This window comes from Aquimarina sp. AU474 (genome assembly GCF_900312815.1).
Lineage (GTDB): Bacteria > Bacteroidota > Bacteroidia > Flavobacteriales > Flavobacteriaceae > Aquimarina.
The window spans coordinates 943,540-964,873 of sequence record NZ_OMPE01000009.1; the positions used below are offsets into that span (position 1 = coordinate 943,540).

A 21,334-nucleotide genomic window follows, 5' to 3' on the forward strand; every position below is an offset into this window, starting at 1 on the left:
ACGCATAAAAACACCTTCTCCTTGTGGAGAGGGTTTCTTTATAATTAATTTAATGTAGCAATCCACCAGGTGTTACCAAAGGGGTCTTGAAAACCTGCTCCTCGGGCTCCGCTATCCTCATCCATGGGTTGCATTAATGATGAGGCCCCAGAATCTAATGCATCATAATAGGTTTGATCAGTATCTTGTACATACACGTACATTGATCCTGGATGTGCTGGATAGTGTAATGAAGCTTCGGCAAGAAGGATAGTGCTATCTCCAATTTTAATTTCTGAATGTTGAATTCTTTTATCCCCGTCAAGGCTACGAAGCATTTCTTGAGCGTTGAATATTTTACGAATAAAATCAATAAAATCTTCAGCTTTTTCAACCACTAGATAAGGCATTGCTTGTTGGTGACCGGCAGTAATTTTCATTCGTTTCATAGGATATAAAGAAAGAGTTTTTATATCAACGAAATAACGTAATAAAATATTCTATAAACCATTAAAATAATAAGCCTCAATTGTTTTTATAACAATTGAGGCTTATCCTTATATAATCTAAAAATTAGTTCATTAGATCTTCAATTTCTTCAGTTTCTATAGGGATGTTTTCCATAAGATTAAAAGGTTCTCCTTTTTCTTGAATTACCACGTCGTCTTCTAATCGTATCCCAAAACCTTCATCAGGAAGGTAAATACCAGGTTCTACAGTAAAAATCATATTGGTCTGCATTGGCTCAGTAAGAATTCCGTAATCATGGGTGTCTAAACCTATGTGGTGGGATGTGCCATGCATAAAATACTTTTTATAAGCTGGCCATTCGGGATCTTCTTTTTGCACATCTGCTTTATCCAAAAGACCTAGTCCAAGCAATTCTGATGTCATAATTTTACCTACCTCGACGTGATAATCTGCCCAAATCGTACCAGGAACCAACATTTTTGTAGCTTCGTTTTTAACTCTCAATACAGCATCGTATACATCTTTTTGTCTTTTTGTATAGCGCCCCGATACGGGAATCGTTCTAGATAAATCACTAGCATAATTTGCATATTCTGCAGCAACATCCATAAGTATTAAATCCCCATCTTTACATTCTTGGTTGTTTTCTATATAATGAAGTACATTAGCATTAGGTCCACTTGCAATAATTGGAGTATAAGCAAAACCTTTGGATCGATTATTAATAAATTCATGCAATAATTCTGCTTCAATATTGTATTCCCATACACTAGGTTTTACGAAGCTTAATAACCTTCTAAATCCTTTTTCGGTTATATTACATGCGGTTTGCATTAATTCAATTTCTATCGGATCTTTTACAGATCGTAGTCGTTGTAAAATAGGGTTGCTTTTCGCAACATTATGGGCAGGATATTTTGCTTTCCACCATTTGGTAAAACGATCTTCTCTGGTTTCAGTTTCTACATTAGACCTATAATGTTCATTTGTGTTTACATATACTGTCTCACACTGCGTCATTACTTCAAAGAAAACTTTTTCTAGATCTTTTAACCAGTATACTGTTTGTACACCAGATACTTCAAAAGCTTTTTCTTTAGTTAGTTTTTCACCTTCCCAAATCGCAATATGTTCGTTAGTTTCTCTTAAAAACAAGATCTCACGATGTTTTTCTTTTGGAGCATCAGGAAAAAGTAATAAAATACTTTCTTCTTGGTCAACACCACTTAGATAAAAAATATCTCTGTGTTGTTCAAAAGGTATGGTACTATCTGCACTAATAGGATATATGTCATTACTGTTAAAAATAGCAATACTATTTGACTTCATTTTAGCCATAAAATTCTTTCTATTCTTGATAAAAAGAGCCTTATCTATTTGGTGATATTTCATGAGACGTTTTTATTTATAAAATACGTTTTCAAAAATAGGATTATTATTGATGTAATAAAAAAAGGAACTCATAAGATTTGAGTTCCTTTTTTAAAGTAATGTATTCACAATAATTTTATTTGCTAATCGCTTTTTTGATCAGTCCTATAATGGCCATTAACACACCTCCTCCAACACCACCGCCGGCTACGCTTCCTAGTATGCCTGCGATATCCATTCCGCCACTAGTATCTATACCTAGCATTCCTAGAAGATAACCTCCTATACCACCACCTAGAATACCTAGGATAGAATTCCCTATTCTACCAAATGATGCATTTTTAAGTAATGAACCAGCTATATTTCCTCCAATAGCCCCACTTATTAACTGAATTATTAATGGCAAATACTCTTCCATGATTTCATGTTTTTTAATTAGTTAACAATAAATTAACTAAAAATTAGTGATAATCGCAAAAATTAACCAATTAAATATAAATGTTTCAGTTTTAAGTTTTTGAGTGTTGTTAAACAATTTCTAAAAATTTTGAAGCTATTTCAGCAATGCATACTTTCCGCTCGCTAAACCATCCATATAATGAAATCATATACAATAACTTTATTCTTTTTATTAATTAGTACTATCGGTTTTTCTTGGCAATCTGCCACTAATACCAAAACAATTCAAGAAAGTTTATTACAAAAGCAAAAGATGACTAATGAGTCATTAGTTAAAAATGTAGCATTCAAAAACATAGGACCTTCTGTGATGAGTGGTCGTGTTGTTGATGTTGATGTAAACCCAGATAATACTACAGAGTTTTATGTAGCTTATGCCTCTGGGGGGTTGTGGCATACGGTTAATAATGGAACTACATTTACTCCTGTAATGGATTCTGCTGAAACAATTAACATAGGAGATATCGCCGTAGATTGGAAAAATGAAATTATTTGGGTAGGAACTGGTGAGAATAACTCTTCTAGATCATCTTATGCTGGTACAGGAATTTTAAAATCTATTGATAATGGTAAAAATTGGAAAAATATGGGATTACGCGATTCACACCATATAGGGAGAATCGTTATACATCCTGAGAACCCAAATGAGGTTATTATTGGTGTAACAGGGCATCTTTATTCTTCGAATAACGAAAGAGGAGTATATAAAACCTCTGATGGAGGAAACACCTGGCAAAACACGTTATTTATTAATGATCATACTGGAATTATTGATTTGGCATTTGCACCAGGAAACTTTAATGTAATGTATGCCGCAGCTTGGGATAAAGATCGTAAGGCTTGGGATTTTAGAGGTAGTGGTAATGGATCGGCTATATATAAAAGTATCGATGCAGGAAGTACGTGGAATAAAATTTCGGTAAATGGAAGCGGTTTTCCAACTGGAGACGGTGTTGGGCGAATAGGGTTAGCTGTCTTTGATGACAAAACATTGTATGTAGTGCATGATAATCAATACAGAAGAAAAAATAATAATCCAGAAAAAATTAATGATCGGTTGACTAAAGAAGATTTTAAAACCATGTCAACAGAAGAGTTTTTACAAATTAATAATAAAAAGTTAAATGCATTTTTGAAGACTAATGGTTTTCAAGAAAAATATAGGGCGGATAATCTAAAGCAAATGGTAAGCGTTGGGACGGTAGAACCTAAAGATTTGACCAAATACCTTGTGGATGCCAATTCGATGTTATTCGATACACCAGTAATAGGTACAGAGGTCTACAGAAGTGATGATGGAGGAAAATCATGGATTAAAACACACAAAAATTATTTAGATGATATTTATTTTAGTTATGGGTATTATTTTGGTCAGATTCAGGTCAACCCCAAAAATAAAGAACACATCTACATTAGTGGCGTGCCTATACTAAAATCTAAGAATGGAGGAGAAACATTTTCTAGTATTAACGGTAAAAATGTGCATGCAGATCATCATTCTTTATGGATCAATCCAAAAAATCCGAATCATTTGATAAATGGAAATGATGGAGGTGTTAATATTTCTTATGATGATGGTAGGCATTGGATCAAGGCTAATCAACCCAATGTTGGACAATTTTATGCCATTAATATAGATAATGAAACGCCATACAATGTATATGGGGGGTTACAGGATAACGGAGTCTGGATGGGAGCTCACACTTCAAAAGAAGATGCTTCTTGGCATCAAAATGGGGAATATCCTTGGGATAAAATTTTAGAAGGAGATGGGATGCAAGTTCAGATTGATAATAGAGATGCTAACATTATATATACAGGATTTCAGTTTGGAAATTATTTTAGATTGAACCGAAGAGAAAAAGAACAAACTTATATTCAACCTAAACATAAATTAGGAGAATCACCATATAGATTTAATTGGCAAACTCCAATACTGCTCTCACCTCACAATCAGGATATACTCTATATGGGAGGGAACAAACTTATGCGATCTATGAATAAGGGTGATGATTGGACTGCTATTTCTAAAGATCTTACTAGGGGTGGTAAAAAAGGAAATATAGCTTATGGAACTCTTACTACGATTTCAGAATCTCCACTTCAATTTGGTTTGATATACACAGGAAGTGATGATGGGTTAGTGTATGTCACCAAAAATTCTGGAGGAAACTGGAAAAATATTTCTGATAATCTCCCCCAAAACTTATGGATATCTAGAGTAGCAGCATCTTCACATAAGAATGAAAGAGTATATGTTACTTTAAATGGTTATCGTTTTGATGACTTTACCTCTTATATATATGTTAGTGAAGATTATGGCCAAAATTGGAAAAATATTGGAAAGAATCTACCAGTCTCATCGGTTAATGTCATTAAAGAAGATCCTAAGAATCAAAATGTATTGTATGTAGGTACTGATAACGGAGCTTATGTATCATTGGATAAAGGTAATACCTGGAATGCCTTTTCTGAAGGACTTCCTAATGTTGCTGTGCATGATATTGTTATTCAGCCTGATGTAAATGATCTGTTACTAGGAACTCACGGGAGAAGCATCTATAAAACTAACATAAGGCCCATTCAATTATTTGATCCAGAAATTCAAAAAAAATCATTATATATTTTTGATATTAAAAGTATTCCATGGTCTGAAGGATGGGGGATGTCTTGGAGTAAATGGTTAGAGCCTGATGAACACCCGTCTTCAACAATTCAATTTTATACTGCAGCAGCTGGTGATTTTTTAGTTCAAATTACTTCTCTTGAAGGTAAAACACTACATGAGTTTTCAGTAGAAGCCGATAAGGGTCTTAATTATGTAGAGTATGATGTGACGATGACCGAAAAAGGAAAAGAGGTTTTAGAAAAAGAATTTGATGATGAGGAAGTGGCGAAGAAAAAGAATGGAAAATATTACCTCCCAGTTGGTAAATATTATGCGCAAATCTCCAATAAAAATAGTGTTGAAAAAATAGTGTTTGAGGTAAAATAATGAGGAAACTCATATTATTTTTTGAATTAAACAGTAAATATTTTAAAAATGTTAAGGGGGATTTGCACTGTAAAACGTTCTAGATATTGTAATACTTTGTTTTAACCAATGAAAATAAACCCGTACAACATTATTTTACTATTAGGATGTCTGGGTATTGCAGTTTTCGCAGTTTTTAATCTTCTTTGTAACAAAAAGAAGAAAAAGACATTTAAGTATTTTTATTATTTCCTAATTACTGCCAGTTTGGTGATTCTTCAGATACTATTAATAGATTTTGGAATCACTAAATTATACTCTTGGATTCTTATATTATATACTCCATTCGAATTTTTGTCTCCCGTTTTGTTTACAGCATTTACCTGTTACTATCTTGAAAAAGAAGAAGTATATCAAAAATATAGGCATTATCTTTTGATTCCGTTCGTGGTATTTTTTATTATATATACGGTAATAAAAGTTAACATATTTATAGATTATTCTGTTTTTTCAAGGAGTAGTGTTTCCTTTTTATTGAATGAAATAGATGAAAATTTTGCAGTTATTTTTTGTTTTCTACTTTCGGTATGGAATTATCGTATTATACAAGAGTATGAGAATTCTTTAGGAAGATTATCTTTTGTTTATGTTAGGAAAAAAACAAAATGGATAAAGAGTGTTTTTATTACTTTAGTACTATTATCTATATTTTGGATGCTTACCATTATTCTTTTCTTTATTAAAGAAGAAGTAACGGGGCACTCTGCATATTATCCAATTTGGATATTGTATATGATCTTTTGCTATGTTTTTATTTTTTTAGGAAGGAAACATTTAAATAAAGTATCGGGTCGCGTGAACAATTTAGAAGATCCTATACAAGAAAAGATTACTAAATTTCAACTATCTGGATTAGAGCATGTTTTCTCAGAGAAAGAACTTCAATTAATACACTCTAATCCTATTTCGATAACTGGAATATTAAGCTATTTTGCCACTTCGTTGTTTGATAAAAACAAAAGTAATGATGTCTTATTAGATATTGTAGAAAACTGCATTTCTCAATTACAAATACAGCAGTGTAGTATCTATATGGTTTGTAATGAAAATAAAGTACTGATTCCTAAAGCGACATATAACAATAAAACTAATTGTGAAATTATTAAAAAGGAAAAAAGAATATCTATCCCTATAGAAGGAATCTTAGGTAAGGTTGTAATGACAGGCAAATATCAATACATAGAAGATTTAGGTGTAGTAGAAGATAACAACAACAATGTTGGAAAATCAAAACTTTCTATTCCATTATTTATAAAAGAGAAAGTAATAGGAGTCCTTGATGTTGAACACGATGAAAAATCATATTTTGAACCCTACGATATTACATTGTTTTTATTGATAGCTAAATTAACAGAAATAAAACTTTCTCAAATAAGAACAAATAATAGTGGTATTACTTATACTAACATCCCAAATGATAATGTTTATTTTAAAGAGCTAGAATTTATAATGAAAGAAGAAAAGATATATCTGGACTCCAACTTAGGGCTTGAGAATATTTCTAAAAGATTACAAATAAGCAGCAATTATTTATCTCAGTTGATTAATAAATTAGTGGGCAGCAATTTTAGTGATTATATAAATAGTCATAGGGTAGAGGAAGTAAAATCCAAGCTAAAAGATCCCGATTTTAGTAATTATACTATACTCGGTATTGCAATGGAATCTGGTTTTAATTCAAAGTCTCCTTTTTATTCTGCATTTAAAAAACACACGGGAATCTCTCCCAAAGAATATAAGCAACGACAAATTATCTCCTGATTTCTTGAAATTCAAACTTTAAGGACATTTATAATTTTTAATAATATTAGAATTGCATCTCATTTGTATTGTATACAGTTGAGTTTGTGTATGAGGTGAGTATGATTTTAGATTTTTAAAATATACTCACCTTTTTCAAAAACGTAAAAAATAAATTAAACAAAAATCGTAATCTAAGTTTGGTATAATTGAGCAATACAAACTACAAAAAACAATAATGTAAAAAAGTCTCCGGCTATCGAAACTGGAGACTTCTTAATATCTGTAATTTTATAAACCCTAGTTGCAAGAGGGATATAATGCTTCTTCATTGGATCACTCAAATTGACTTGATTTTCTTACATCGCATTCAGGTTATAAATGTCATTTGTATTTTTTGAAATACATTAAACCGCCATATACAAATCCTGAGGTGTACGGATCATTCGCTTTTATCTCCATATATCGTCTTTTGTTACTTGAGTATTCTTTTGCCCATGAGACCGTATAGTAACTAGGGATTTTTATGCTGGTTACCCATATATAATTTCCCAATATGTTCTTTTTATAGGTAGCAATTCTAAGATCGTCATCATAATTACAGTTTGTAATGTCGAACCCGATTTTTTTACATTTGTCACTCCCTTTTTTCCCTGAAGAATAAAAACTATTAATACCATCAATTGAGTAATAGCCTTTATAAAGACGAGAATACATACCATTACTGTCAAACTCTTGAATCATCTCATACGGGTTATCTGGCTCAATGCAAATGGAAGGAGGAGGGGTTGCCTTTTGCGTTTTAAAAATTTCAGATAATGATTTACCAATGATAGGTTCGGGATGATATGAAATAATGGCTCTTTCAGAAGCTTTTATCTTTATTTTTTGATCTTCTATAGCAATACGAAGGCTCTCTGGAACAGCAACATCATTGTTGGTTATGGTAAGGAATAATTCTGAAATGCTTAACTCATTTAATATGCTCAATCCTTTAAATAAATCAGTTTTGCCAATAGCATGATAAGAGATCCCGTCTTTTTCTTTTATAAAAGATATGGTAATTTGTTCAGGTAATATCACTCTAGCCAATAATTTTTCCTCTATACTATTATTAATCGATTGTAATTCTGTTGATGAATCGGGCATCAAATTTTCTTCTTCTGTACAAGAATATAATAGGCTGCATACCATAATAAATAAGACTACTTTCTTTTTAATTAATTTGATTTTCATGTGTATAAAATTTTATTTCTGCAGATGTATCAAAATTAAATAACACCTATATCCTGATACTTTGATTTTAAAATTTTCAGGACAAAGTTTTGGAATCGTATAGAGAATGAGCACATATTAGAAAGGATTTCTATTGTTTAACAGGAATAGTGCAGGTTTTTTCTAGAAACCTTCGTACTCACAAATATGTCCTGATTTTTTGAAACCATGTAAATCAGGACTTTCAAAAAGAAAAATAAATATAGATTCGGACCTTGTTTTGCACAGTGTTTAAACACTTCAATAAAGCTGTAAAATCATAAAGACAGAGTTTCAGATGTCTATAAACTGTCTGGAGTTTTTTAATCAAATACAATTTATAATATTATGTTATTCGAAATTTTAAATGGAATTGAAACTAAAGTATTAGACAAAACAGCGCAAAAATCAATTAACGGAGGGGTTCGTGGTAATGGATGCGTAGGAGATCCTTGTAGTAGTGGTAAACACGGACAAAAATGTGGCTGCGGAGCGGTATGCTATAATAATGTATGTGGCTATAAAATATAATCTTGGATTTATGTAATACAATAAGGCAAGGTATAATCATACTAGATTCGCCTCAATAGGTTATTCTTTTTAAGCAGTTCATGCTTAAATATAACCAAATATGGAAGCAGTTGACATTACCCTGCTTCCATATTTTAATCTTTAGAAATACTTCTAATTTATTTTTCAAAAATGCTAAAACTACAGTTGAATTATTGTAGGAGTTGTGCAATTTGCTCCAACTCGTGTTTGGCAATCAAGACCTTGGCTGTATGCCAAAATATCATCTTCTTCACATTTATAACAACTAGGTCTTCTACTTTTACGACCTCCTTGTATAGCATTCATATTATTTAACTTAGCAACACTCAATTTTTGAAGGCTAAGTTTTTTCCCCCTTGCTTTTTTCATAATAGTTGATTTTAATTACTTTTTTATTTCCCGCCTTAAATATACAAGAAAAATAAACAAACAGGCTTTTGGTTAGGGAGTTGTAATTCGAAATTCCGTGAATTTCGATAAAATTATAGAATATCTAAATCGTTAAGTTTCTTAATAAAATAAGAAGTTTTAATACCTGTGGTTTTTTTAAATGCAGACGAAAAAGACTCGGCTGTATTGAACCCCATCTCTTCAGCAATGCCTTGGATGGTATAATTTTTTAAGGTGCTATTAGTCTTGAGTTGATCTACAGCATAAACAATCCTAAGATCATTAATATAGTTAGCAAAGTTCTTTTGCTTATGATGGTTAATCACCTTCGATAGATACTTTGTATTGGTTTTAATATCCTTGGCTAAAGAGGTAACGCTGATATTTTTTTTCAAAAAAAGTTGCTTTTCTTCAAAAGCGTCAAGCTTACTAAGGATTTCTGCAATAATTTCTTCGGCTACCCCAATATCTGTATTAGTAGTTTGTTCATTGGTTAAGTTACCTTTATCATCTTTTTTAATGAGTTGTTCAAACTTTGATTGATACGTCTTTCTTTTTTGATATTGTCGGTACAAAAAGACGATAACCACTAGTGTAAGTACAACAAGAAAAGCAACTAAAAAGTTTAAGCTTTTATTACTGCCTTTTAACTCACTAATCAATTTTTCTTTTTCTTTAAGCAAGGCAGGTGTATCAAATTCTTTAAATAATCTAGAAGAAATGGATGAGGTCTCAGTATTTGCTATACTATCAAATTTCAATAACTTGTCGATGTACGCTAAGTGAGCTTCTTTATTGTTATTTTCTCTAGAGAAATTAATCATAACTTCATAACTCTCCCGCACTTCTAGAGGTGCTATTTTTTCACTTTGAAGGATAGAATCTACTACTATAAAATGTTGTTGTGCAGCAGCATTGTCTTGCCGTTTTAGTTTTAATTTACCCAAATAAAACTCACCTAAAATATGGGTTTGATTATTCTCTTTTTTAAATGTATTAAGTACTGTAAGTCCTTTAGAAATGCGATCATAAGCAGCGCCATAATTTTTTTTAAAGAAAAGATTAATCCCTTCATTAATGATGATCTTGCCATAATATCGATCATGATGATATTTAGACGCTCTAAGTTTTTGAAGAGCTTTCTGATTAATTATAGATGCAGAATCTAATCGGTTATTATATCGATACGACTCTGCCAGGGCGATTGCTGATTTTAGATATCTAGTCGTATCAATAGGTTGTTTTTGACTATTGTGATTAAAATTTTCATTAAATAAAGGAAGTGCCTCATCATGTTTACCAATTATGGTTTTAATACGAGCAATATTATGTTTGGTGATATATAAGTACTCGGTATTATTGAAACGTTCTGCAATAGGGATTATCTTTAAATAATTATCGAGTGCCAGTGCGTAATTTCCTTTTCTTAAGTAATATCCTCCTTTAAAAGAATATGCTTCTATGGGATAGGTTTTGTTTTCTAATCCACTACTCAGTGCAATAGATCGATCAAGTAAGGCAAGTTTTTTTTGCTCTTCTATAGCATAATAAGATAATTGGCAATATGCCCTAGCCATTCTTATGGCATCATCTTCCGTTGTAGCTTTTTTTAAATAGGAATATAAGTATGTTTTAGAAGTCAAAGTATCTTGCCAATTTTTTAAATAGGAAGAGTATAATGCCTTATAATCCCATGTTTGTAAAGAATCTGGGATTACATATGCCTTATCTTCTTGGCTATAGGCGAATTGAGTAGTACACAGCAAAAAAAAGAATATTGCTGTTATGCCATAAGAGGGGATAAAAAGATATGTCTTTTTTAATCTCAAAAGGGTTTGTTCTTGATTCTAAATGTATTTACGCTATGGTAAAGATACTATTTTATTGATTTACAACATAGTATCTTATAAACAGTATAAATCAATGATTATCAGGTGTTTGATTCATGTTTTGTACTTCGGAATTCTGAGAATTTCGAGATATTCCGTTTGTTTTTTCCTCTAATGTAAAGGTATATTTGACAAGGACAAAAAAACTTCTCATGGAGAATAACAAGAAAAATATTGGAGGCATTACAGTAATAAAAGTTGCTGTGATATTGATATGCTTCCCTATGTTTTTTTTAGTAAACCATACGTATACTTCCTTTTTGTACCTATTATTTCTTTCGGCAGGAAGTATTATTGCATTACTCACTCAGAATATAGAAGAGTTAAAAACGATATTGTTTGATAGGCTTTTGAAACTTAATTTTTCTAGTAGTACAATGTTATCAGGAGGTGTTCAATATACTTTTAACGAGCCAAAAACTTTAGATAATAATACACTCAAGAAAAATGCTAAGGATAAAAACAAAGGATGTTCCAGTCAATTTTTCTCAGAAATAGAAAATGATTTTTTGGATAATCCTTCAAGAGAAACATTATCCATATTAAGCTATTTTGCAACTTCATTATTCGGGAAAAACAATACAGATGAGGTTCTTTGGGATATTGTCGAAAATTGTATTTCACAATTGCACTTAGAAGATTGTGTGATCTATATCCTAGACAAACAAAAGAAAGTATTGAATCAAAAAACAGCGTACGGAAATAAAAATAATGGACAAAAAAAAGTAATAAGCCCTATTCAGATCAAGGTCGGAGAAGGCATTGTGGGGTGTGTTGCTCAAACGGGGACTTATCGATGTGTGAAGGATGTAACATTAAATTCTAACTATATTATTGATGACGCCCAACGAATGTCTGAATTATCTGTACCTATTTTTATCGAAGATGAATTGATAGGTGTTCTTGACTCTGAGCATTCTCAAAAAGACTTTTTTACGCAAGAACATATTTTCTTATTTCATTTAATAGCCAAACTTACAGAGAAAAAGCTCACACACATTTATGCAAAAACTGCATGTAATATTACTTCCAACAATGTGTATTTTAAAGAGCTTGATTTTTTGATGAAAGAAGCAAAGATATACAGAGATCCTAATTTGGGATTAGATAGTATGGCCCAAAAATTAAAAATTAGCAGCAATTACCTATCACAATTAGTGAACAAGTTAGCCCATCAAAACTTTGCCGATTATGTAAATGGGTTCAGAATTGAAGACGCAAAATCCAAATTAAGAAATTCGAAATTTATACACTATACAGTAATCAGTATTGGCTTAGAATCGGGTTTTAATTCAAAATCTACTTTTTATAGCGCATTCAAAAAACTTGTAGGAGTCTCACCTAGTACTTATAGAAAATCCTAACCTAATACGTCCGGATTCTTTGAAATTCAAACTTTCTGGATATCTGTATTTCTAAGTCCAACTACTTTTGTTTCATACATCTACAATAACAATAGATGAAGCAATCACATTAAGAGCTATAACAGATACACAACGCTGTGTAAATTAAAATAACCACAATGAAAAAGAATCATTTTTTATATATAGTACTCACTATGGTAATACTTATTATAAGTTGTAGTGAAGACGAAGAAATAGTTGCACCGCCGCAAAATCAAAATCCAGGAGCTTTTTCGATAGAAGTTGCGCAAATAACCGTGAATAGTGCATTACTTAAATGGAACCCTGCTATTGATCCTGATAATGATAAAGTGACATATACTGTATTTTTATTAGATAATGAGGTAGTGTCGGATATTGAAAACACAGAATTTTTATTAGAGAACCTAGAGCCCAAAACAAACTATACTGGGATGATAATGGCTTCAGATGGTAAAACAGGAATAACCGAGAGTACATTTCTGTTTTCAACTATTGAAAACACGAATGGAGAAATAGGTATTGTTTGGCAAAAATCTCTAGGCGGTGATGTTAATGATGAGGCGTATGTGATACGAGAAACCGATGATGGAGGATATATTATCGGAGGAGTTTCAGAATCTGATAATGGAGATGTAAGTGAAAATAAGGGAGGAAAAGATTGTTGGGTTGTAAGATTAGATAATGTTGGTAATATTGTATGGGAAAAAAACTTTGGAGGAAGCCAAAATGAAACTATTCATGATATTCAATTAACAGATGATGGGGGTTATATTGTAGGTGCATTTTCGACATCTAGTGATGGAGATGTATCCGGAAACAATGGGATGCGTGACTTCTGGATTGTAAAACTAAATGCTTCTGGAGATCTGGTATGGGAAACTAATATAGGAGGTGAAAGTGATGATATTCTAGAGTCAATTATACAAGCTGCCGATGGAGGCTATATTGCTTCAGGGTTTTCGAGTTCTGATGAGATAGGGATTAATGGTCAATCTGATGCATGGATTGTAAAATTAGATGATTTAGGCAATTTGCTTTGGGAAACAAATATAGGAGGATCACAAAGAGATATTGCTATGTCTATAGATAATACAATAGATCAGGGATTTGTAGTAGCTGGATATACTGAAACTTCTGATGATAAAAGAGATGTGTGGATGGCAAAGTTTAATGAAGCAGGAGGGCTTGAGTGGCAAAATACTTATGGTGGATCTGATGATGAAGAAGCAGGTTCGGTACAGCAAACGTTGGATGGTGGGTATATTATTTCGGGATATTCAAGATCAAGTGATAGTGACGTTACAGAAAATAAAGGATCTGCAGATGGCTGGGTAATAAAAACAAACAGCGCAGGAGGTTTAATGTGGGAGAAAACGTATGGAGGTATGGGGTCCGAAGGAATAAGTGACATACAACAAACCAACGACGGAGGATACATTGCAACGGGCAGCTCCAGTTCTTCCGATGGGGATATTGAAGAAAATAATGGCGCACGCGATTTTTGGATTTTAAGATTGAACAATAGCGGTACGATCGTTTGGCAAAAGAATTTGGGTAGTGAAGGAGATGACTATGCATTTTCTATACAACAAACAGCAGATCAAGGTTATGCTGTTGCGGGGTCATGGTATACTAATATTATGGGTAATGGAGAAGGAACAACGGGTGATTTTAACTATTGGGTAATAAAACTACAATAAGTGTAACACTACTTTGTATACGTAATGATTAAGTTTTTTTGTCCAATTGCTTTTCATTACCCGGAGATCCTCATTAACTAGCCTAAACTATAGTGATGGGGATCTTTTTTTATGATACAGTAACCAGTATAATACTTATATTTAAGAGATGAACCGTACCAAAATCACAATCTTATTTTTAATAGCAAATTTTTGTGTTGTTTTTCCTTGTTTTTGGGATTATGATACCATTGAAATGGAAAGGCAACAATTTCCTAGTGTGATCGAATTGATTTCGGGAAAATTTCTTAGACATTCACCAGAGTTTTATTATTGGAGAGTAAAGGATAGAGAAGAAAAACTCAAAAATTCTCCTGATAGCCTCTACCTCCTTGATGACTTGGCCGTTTCATATTCAAAGATTGGAGATAACAAAAAGGCAATAGAGATTATATTCAAAAAAGAACAAATCCAACCTGGAGAATATGAAACGTATGCAAATTTGGGCACATTTTATTTGCATGATGGACAATTTTCTAAAGGAATTCAATATATAGAAAAAGCAATAGCGATTAATCCCAATGCGCATTTTGGAAGAGAAATATATCAACTATATGTTGCTCAATATGTTCTTGGTAAGATGAAAGATGGTAAGATACCATTTCCATTATCGTCCAAATTTAGAACTTGTCTAGCTTGTCTTCCCAAACCTTATCTTGAAGATAATTTCTATACTTTTTTAGTAGATAAGCATAGAGAAGGTGATGAAAAATCAAAGAGAAGATTATCTAAAAAAGAATTAGAAAAGGCCATTATTGGTATTTTGGGAATGATGAAATTTGGTAATCACGACTCCCCTATTTTATTAGAAGTATTAGGAGATTTATTAGTGGGGGCAGCAAGAAAAGAAGGAGCAAGACAATTGGCGGCTAGAGCTTATTTTAAAGCATCTTATAAATTTGAGAATGAGAAAACAAAAGAAGTTTATAGAAAAAAGATCATAGCAGCACTTTATCATCAATACACAAAAAAGAGAGGTAAAAAATTCAACTTATATGAGTTAGAAGAATTGTTAACAGAAGAGATTGAAGAAGGAAATACGTACTACAATGGGGTACGAAAAGATGAAATGAGTTGGATACTAACGGGTAAAAATCCAGAACACGAATTTGATGTAAAATACTATGTGGCACCAACGATAGGAATAAGAATTCAAAACAGTAAAGGGGAAGAAAGTGATATAACAAAACGATATTCAAGAGATACCACTATTGGAAAAATTATAGATTATCGACCAATTCCAAAACAAAATATACTTTTGAGTATTGCCGCAAAAGAAAGTATAGATAGTTTATTTGAGAAGGATCTAATTAAGGAAGAAAGAATACCCAATAATGATGGCATAGAGAAAAAAGAGAATCCAAAAACAAAATATTGGGTAGTTGCATTATTGCTAATGGGTATTTTGGGCATTGGTTTTTGGATATGGGTAAGAGCAAAAAACAATAATATCAGTAATAGATAAGATTAAAATAGCTATTGTTGATTTTCTTCTAAACAGGGCTTTTACTTTTTGTCTTCCCGAGTAAACCCCTTTAAATACGTCCGAATTCTTTGAAATTCAAACTTTCTGGATATCCAAAAATACTTCCCTCACTAGGTTTGTGACCTAAACTTTTTAAAAACATAAAAATGAAGGTAATGAAAAATTTAGTGAAGCTAAGTTGGATACTTGTGATCTTAATTTCTCTATTTTCTTGTTCAGATGGAGAAGACGGTTCAATAGGTCCAGTTGGAGAACAAGGAGAACAAGGACCAATAGGAGAGCAAGGAGATCCGGGAACAGCAAATGTGATATATTCAGACTGGATTCCAAATGGTTTTAATCCAGGAGGGGGATTACTCCAAAAACTATTCACATTAGCTAGTGAACAACAGATTACAGATTTAGGGGTTAATCTAGATACAAGTACTGTTTTGGTGTACGGCAGAGGTGATATCTTAGCAGTAATTGGAGATGAAGTACTTCCATTGCCTTATGAAAATAGAGCTACCGATGAGCGATATACCTATGCCATTTATAATGGATCTATACGAGCGGTAGGATTAGCAGCCTCGAATACTGATAATGATTTTGATCGCTTTGATGACTATAGATATGTTATTATACCAGGAGGAGTAGCGGTTGGTTCAAATACGTCATCTATAAAATCTAAGATAGATTATACCACGATGTCCTATCAACAAATTGCCATCCTATTTAATATCCCAGAATAATGAATTGAGCCTGATAATAGAGATATACTTCTATTATGTTACCCCATTTAATTTTTTGACTATGCCCTTCAGACGTTGTAAATAGTTCATCTGAAGGGTTTTTAAAAAAATACAAAATCAAATAAAAATGAAAAATCAGATATATTTAATTTTAGCAATCATGTGTTTGACTTTAGTGTCTTGCGATATTGAAGAAGAAGAAGTGATTGAAGATTCAGAAGCAGTAACTTCTAAAATGTTATTTCCAAAAACTAAACATCTTAAATCCACACTTGTCACTAAAGAAGTACCTTTTGGAGGACGAGCAAGACATGCCTCTTTAATCTTTGATAAAAAGATGTGGGTGATCGCTGGTAATGGACCAGGTATTTATTATAACGATGCTTGGTTTAGTACTAATGGAACAGATTGGGTTGCTGCTACAAAAAATGCAGCATTTTCTAAGCGAGCGAATCATGCTGTAACAGTTTCTAATGGAAAAATGTGGATAACGGGAGGTACAATATCTGCCGCAATGAATGATGTATGGTACTCTAAGGATGGCAAACAATGGAATTTGGCAACGAAAAATGCTGCTTTTTCTCCACGATCCGGTCATGGGATGGCAACCTTGAACGGAAGAATGTTCGTTATCGGAGGTCATGAAAATGGTGTTGAAAAAGGAGATGTTTGGGTAAGTGGCGATGGTATAAACTGGAGTTTGGCTACCAACTTAGCTCCTTTTGGTGAACGAAGAGATCACTCAGTAACGGTTTACGATAATAAGATATGGGTTATAGGAGGGTATGACATTAATAATAATTTTTTAAACGATGTATGGTATTCTCCAAATGGTTATCAATGGTTTATTGCTACTGCAAATGCAAACTTTCTACCTAGAAGAGATCATGGATTAACCACAAATGAAAAAGGAATGTGGCTTACCGCCGGAACACGAAATAATGACTTTAAATATTTTAATGATATCTGGTTTAGTAATGATGGTATAAACTGGACCGAAGTTAAGGCTTCTAAAAATTATCCAGAAAGAACAGAGCACACCTCATTGTATTATGATAAAAAATTATGGGTGATTAATGGATATGGATTAGATCTAGGGAATTACTATGATTTTTATACCGATGTGTGGTCTTTTGAATAAAAAACAGAAAAAATGAAAACAATAAAAATAAATATAACTATCGCATTAATCAGTCTACTATGGGCTTGTAGTAGCGATGATGATTCGGGAAATATTAGATTAGAGTATCCAGAAGTATTTGAAACCCTTTATCTAAATGAAACGGAAGTTTCTCCTACAGTTTTGGATTGGCAAGGAGAAATAGGGACACTTTCGATTTCTTCTACAACCGAGATTTTAAATAGACCCGTAGTATTTTTTGATGAAGATACAGGTGTTATTTCGTGGGGTAATAGATTACCTCTAGGTGCTTTTCCATTTGTGATTGAAGCAAAAAACTCGACAAGTACCGCAAGATTTGAAATTATAATAGAGAATAAATTTGAAGAAGGCCTTTTTGAAGGAGGTTTTTTGGAAGATACTTCAGATGAGCCAGATTTTTCGATGATATCTCAGGAGTATTTTTTAACCTTTCTTGATGATGGAACATTTACAATGCAAAATTTTGATATGCCAGATCTTTCTTTTGAAGGAGAATGGATTATTGATGGTTCGAGGGTTATTGCAACTCGTATAGATGATATGGCCGCAAATGATTTTATAATGGTGGGTTATATCTCTGTTGGTAATTCACCAGGTTTTTCGGGAAGATATGGTTCGAGTTTAAACGATCAGGATGAAATCCAAGATTTTGAAGGGATTTTTAGATTCGATTTAGATTAATATATACATAACTATTAGAGAAAAAGACATGAAAAAAATAATTATAGGTATATTATTGTGTACCGCACCAATTTTTGGACAACAACAAAATACAATAACAGTAATTGGCGAGACATTCAAAAAAACAACTATTAAAGAATACGTCGTTAATATTGAAATTAAAGATATCGTAGCTGATACATATCAAAATATAGAATCTAAGAAGAGACCTCAGCTTATTGAAGAATATAAAAGTAAATTAAATAGTATTGGTATAGATTTCAAAAAGTTCAAAGAAAACAAACTATATGCGGTCACTGGTCTTACTCACCGTACAAATTCGAATTATTACTATACAACAACATCTTTTGAAGAGGTAGAAAAAATGTTTGGACAATTGATAAAAGGAGTAACGATTATCTGGATTGATATAATACCAAATGAAAGCACAAATACCGAAATTGCAACATTGAATAGTATGGCAATACAAGATGCAGCGAATAAGGCTACACTAACCGCCAAAAACATCAATAAAAAAATTGGCGATATTCAAAAAGTAGAAACATTGGATAATAGGCAATCCAAGTATTATAATACTGCTAAACCAAAAGAACCTCAGAAATACTATGTGCAGGTTACATTTTTGCTAGAGTAAATGTGTTAATTTAAAAAATAAAACCACAGTATACCATGAAAAGAATATATCAGATTATAGCATTATGTTTTAGTACTCTTTCTTGTGCAAATTTGAACAAAAGTAATGCTCCCACTCAAGTAGCTGCGTATACAAAAACAAATCAGCAAGTGGTACCTAATAATGATACACTTAAAGTAGGATATACATATTGGTGGCCTCAATCTGGACCTTTTATTGGATACTGTGGTAGTAGTTATACATTAGCTTTTTTGGGAACGGTTGATCATATTGACCAGCCTATAAAAAATGAAGATTTACTCTATGTTTCCCAAAAAGGCATCATTAATATTGAAGAAGTATTGACTGCAAGAGATGTAAAGAAAAGTTCTTTTAGATCCCAAAAATTCTTTGTTTCAACATGCTTTTATGAACAAGGTTTAAAAAAGGGAGATAAGGTTCTGGTTTTTTGTTATGAATATGAGGGCGATTATAGTATACCTGGAGGGGAATCGATACTAAAAATTAAAAACAGCAATGATCAGGTAGTTAGATCTATTAAAAGATATATTAAATCTGGTCAAAATGGATTAGAGTTAAAAAAGGACATTGCTTTGTGGGAGAAATATGGTTTAAGAGAGGATGTAAAACGGGTCATCGCTTGTAAAGAGAGAGTAGATTAAAAACGAAACATCTAAACCAACTATAAAAGCGGTGTTTACCGTATGAGATTGAGTCGAACCTCTCAAAAAATGTCCGGATTCTTTGAAATTCAAGCTTTTCGGATATATCAAGTTACTTCCCCAGTTAGGTTTGCAGTATTAACTTTTAAAAATTAGTAAAATGAAAGCAAAAAAAAGTTTAATGCGAATTATAATTGCATGCATGTTAACGGGTTTAATTTTTTCATGTTCTGATGGTGAGGATGGTGCTATTGGACCACAAGGACCACAGGGTGAACAAGGTTTATCTGGTGAACAAGGTGAACAGGGAGAAACTGGAGAACAAGGAGAAACAGGAACAGCCAATGTTATTTATTCTGAGTGGATAGCCGAAGATTTTGAAACGAATGTGGCAGCAGAGACCAATACTCAATTATTAGAGACATTTAACCTAGTTGAATTTAACTTAGCCGAAGATGTATTGCTGGTTTATGGGCGCCGTGAAGTAAACGCAATAGTTTCTGAAATATCCCCATTGCCATATATACTTGCTTCGCAAAGTGAGTATTACGGTTTTCAGGTATCAAATTTTGTTGGAGGTAGTTCTTTAAGAATCCAAGTAGCTACACTAGATGGAGGTACGAATTTATTCACTTTTTTCGATGATTTTAGGTATGTTATCATTCCTGGAGGAGTGGCAAAATCGTCGATAGATTATGCATCTATGTCATATCAAGAGATTGTTGAGTTGTTTAACATCTCAAAATAACATCATAAATTAAAAAGGGGTATGATGTAAACGTCTCATTTCATTAAATCTTAATGAAATGAGACGTTGTGTATATCGCTATATCGTAAATCATTAAAAAAGGAAAATATGATAATTTATGGAGGCAAAGCAGTTCATTTAAAATCTGTACAATCTAAAACGGGAATTTGCCCAAGTTGTAAAACTCAAGGCTCTTTACTTATAAGTGTTTTTAGAAAACATGCTCATGTTTTTTGGATTCCTTTGTTTCCTATTGGTAAAAAGGGAATATCTCAATGCCAACATTGTAAAAATGTTCTTAAAACAAATGAGATGCCAAAACCTATTAAAAGAGAATACGATAATTTAAAAAATAGAACTAAAGGGCCAATATGGCAATTTTCTGGATTAGGTATAATTGTAATTTTAATGGCTTGGGGTAGTTATGCTAGTGCAGCAGATAAAAAACAAGAATCAGAATATATAACATTTCCTAAAGAAGGAGATATCTATGAATACAAAATTAAAACAGGAAGTTATTCAACTTTAAAAGTAATTAGTGTTTCAAAAGATAGCGTATTTATATCTCCAAATGAATATGAAATAAGTAAGATTACGAAAATTCACAAAATTGATAAACCTGAAAATTATGCTGAGTTTTCATATGCAATCTCAAAAAACAAGCTAAAAGAGATGTATGATTCAAAAGAAGTTTTAGGTATAAATAGATAGCGATTATCCTATTTGTTATCTAAACACACAACAAAACTAAATAATTTTAAACCCCATGACATGACATCATGGGGTTTACAGTAAATAAATTTAGGGAGTAAAAAGGAGGACAATTTAGTATCCCAATCTAACGTTTACTCTTGATCCTCCCTTTACAGTGTTTATAAAAGAATCCTCATTAGTATTCATAGACATATAATTATTAATTTTTTACGCTATTCTTTTTATTTTATTAAAATATATGTAGGTATACTTA

The 21,334-nt window shown here is 32.2% G+C and carries 19 protein-coding genes; 13 read left to right on the top strand and 6 right to left on the bottom strand.

Annotated elements, in window-relative coordinates:
• Nucleotides 1–44: 44 nt before the first annotated feature.
• The 3 genes from DK508_RS17625 to DK508_RS17635 form a co-directional block, all read right to left on the bottom strand.
• Complete coding sequence (locus tag DK508_RS17625) at nucleotides 45–428, bottom strand: VOC family protein (RefSeq protein WP_109302102.1); 384 nt, start codon at nucleotides 426–428, stop codon at nucleotides 45–47.
• A 124-nt stretch (nucleotides 429–552) separates the two neighbouring features.
• Complete coding sequence (locus DK508_RS17630; RefSeq protein WP_109302103.1) at nucleotides 553–1,842, bottom strand: aminopeptidase P family protein; 1,290 nt, start codon at nucleotides 1,840–1,842, stop codon at nucleotides 553–555.
• A 115-nt stretch (nucleotides 1,843–1,957) separates the two neighbouring features.
• On the bottom strand, nucleotides 1,958–2,239 hold the full coding sequence (locus tag DK508_RS17635) for a hypothetical protein (RefSeq protein ID WP_109302104.1): 282 nt from the start codon (nucleotides 2,237–2,239) through the stop codon (nucleotides 1,958–1,960).
• Between the two features lie 180 nt (nucleotides 2,240–2,419).
• Here DK508_RS17635 and DK508_RS17640 point away from each other — a divergent pair, with 180 nt between their 5' ends.
• A complete protein-coding gene (locus DK508_RS17640) occupies nucleotides 2,420–5,275 on the top strand; it encodes a sialidase family protein (protein WP_109302105.1) in 2,856 nt (951 codons plus the stop codon).
• A gap of 108 nt (nucleotides 5,276–5,383) precedes the next feature.
• Nucleotides 5,384–7,075 carry a helix-turn-helix domain-containing protein gene (locus tag DK508_RS17645; protein WP_109302106.1) on the top strand — a complete coding sequence of 564 codons (1,692 nt, stop codon included), beginning with the start codon at nucleotides 5,384–5,386 and terminating at the stop codon, nucleotides 7,073–7,075.
• Nucleotides 7,076–7,438: 363 nt separating this feature from the next.
• On the opposite strand, the gene DK508_RS17650 is transcribed toward DK508_RS17645, so the two are convergent.
• Nucleotides 7,439–8,290, bottom strand: a complete 852-nt coding sequence (locus DK508_RS17650) for a hypothetical protein (protein ID WP_109302107.1) — start codon at nucleotides 8,288–8,290, stop codon at nucleotides 7,439–7,441.
• A 366-nt stretch (nucleotides 8,291–8,656) separates the two neighbouring features.
• On the opposite strand from DK508_RS17650, the gene DK508_RS17655 reads away from it, so the two are divergent.
• Nucleotides 8,657–8,839, top strand: a complete 183-nt coding sequence (locus tag DK508_RS17655) for a hypothetical protein (RefSeq protein WP_109302108.1) — start codon at nucleotides 8,657–8,659, stop codon at nucleotides 8,837–8,839.
• Nucleotides 8,840–9,019: 180 nt separating this feature from the next.
• Here the strand turns inward: DK508_RS17655 and DK508_RS17660 are convergent, their stop codons facing one another.
• Both DK508_RS17660 and DK508_RS17665 read right to left on the bottom strand, forming a co-directional pair.
• On the bottom strand, nucleotides 9,020–9,229 hold the full coding sequence (locus DK508_RS17660) for a hypothetical protein (RefSeq protein ID WP_109302109.1): 210 nt from the start codon (nucleotides 9,227–9,229) through the stop codon (nucleotides 9,020–9,022).
• Between the two features lie 113 nt (nucleotides 9,230–9,342).
• Nucleotides 9,343–11,079, bottom strand: coding sequence for an AraC family transcriptional regulator (locus DK508_RS17665; protein WP_109302110.1), 1,737 nt, complete (start codon nucleotides 11,077–11,079; stop codon nucleotides 9,343–9,345).
• Nucleotides 11,080–11,291: 212 nt separating this feature from the next.
• Between DK508_RS17665 and DK508_RS17670 the strand changes: the two genes are divergently transcribed.
• The 10 genes from DK508_RS17670 (at nucleotide 11,292) to DK508_RS17715 (ending at nucleotide 21,078) form a co-directional block, all read left to right on the top strand.
• Nucleotides 11,292–12,503 carry a helix-turn-helix domain-containing protein gene (locus DK508_RS17670; RefSeq protein ID WP_109302111.1) on the top strand — a complete coding sequence of 404 codons (1,212 nt, stop codon included), beginning with the start codon at nucleotides 11,292–11,294 and terminating at the stop codon, nucleotides 12,501–12,503.
• A gap of 158 nt (nucleotides 12,504–12,661) precedes the next feature.
• The gene (locus DK508_RS17675) at nucleotides 12,662–14,224 is read left to right on the top strand and encodes a fibronectin type III domain-containing protein (protein ID WP_160114777.1); all 1,563 of its coding nucleotides are present in this window, start codon (nucleotides 12,662–12,664) and stop codon (nucleotides 14,222–14,224) included.
• A 148-nt stretch (nucleotides 14,225–14,372) separates the two neighbouring features.
• The gene (locus DK508_RS17680) at nucleotides 14,373–15,728 is read left to right on the top strand and encodes a M48 family metallopeptidase (RefSeq protein WP_109302113.1); all 1,356 of its coding nucleotides are present in this window, start codon (nucleotides 14,373–14,375) and stop codon (nucleotides 15,726–15,728) included.
• Between the two features lie 176 nt (nucleotides 15,729–15,904).
• On the top strand, nucleotides 15,905–16,480 hold the full coding sequence (locus tag DK508_RS17685; protein ID WP_160114778.1) for a collagen-like protein: 576 nt from the start codon (nucleotides 15,905–15,907) through the stop codon (nucleotides 16,478–16,480).
• A 127-nt stretch (nucleotides 16,481–16,607) separates the two neighbouring features.
• Nucleotides 16,608–17,621: a hypothetical protein gene (locus DK508_RS17690; protein ID WP_109302115.1), complete on the top strand. Its 1,014-nt coding sequence runs from the start codon at nucleotides 16,608–16,610 to the stop codon at nucleotides 17,619–17,621.
• A gap of 12 nt (nucleotides 17,622–17,633) precedes the next feature.
• The gene (locus DK508_RS17695) at nucleotides 17,634–18,323 is read left to right on the top strand and encodes a hypothetical protein (protein WP_109302116.1); all 690 of its coding nucleotides are present in this window, start codon (nucleotides 17,634–17,636) and stop codon (nucleotides 18,321–18,323) included.
• A gap of 28 nt (nucleotides 18,324–18,351) precedes the next feature.
• Nucleotides 18,352–18,957 (top strand): hypothetical protein, encoded by a 606-nt coding sequence (locus DK508_RS17700; protein ID WP_109302117.1) that lies wholly within the window; start codon nucleotides 18,352–18,354, stop codon nucleotides 18,955–18,957.
• A 35-nt stretch (nucleotides 18,958–18,992) separates the two neighbouring features.
• Nucleotides 18,993–19,619: a hypothetical protein gene (locus DK508_RS17705; RefSeq protein WP_109302118.1), complete on the top strand. Its 627-nt coding sequence runs from the start codon at nucleotides 18,993–18,995 to the stop codon at nucleotides 19,617–19,619.
• Between the two features lie 160 nt (nucleotides 19,620–19,779).
• Nucleotides 19,780–20,367 carry a collagen-like protein gene (locus DK508_RS21385; protein ID WP_200831885.1) on the top strand — a complete coding sequence of 196 codons (588 nt, stop codon included), beginning with the start codon at nucleotides 19,780–19,782 and terminating at the stop codon, nucleotides 20,365–20,367.
• Between the two features lie 108 nt (nucleotides 20,368–20,475).
• Nucleotides 20,476–21,078, top strand: a complete 603-nt coding sequence (locus DK508_RS17715; protein ID WP_109302119.1) for a zinc-ribbon domain-containing protein — start codon at nucleotides 20,476–20,478, stop codon at nucleotides 21,076–21,078.
• Nucleotides 21,079–21,334 lie beyond the last annotated feature (256 nt).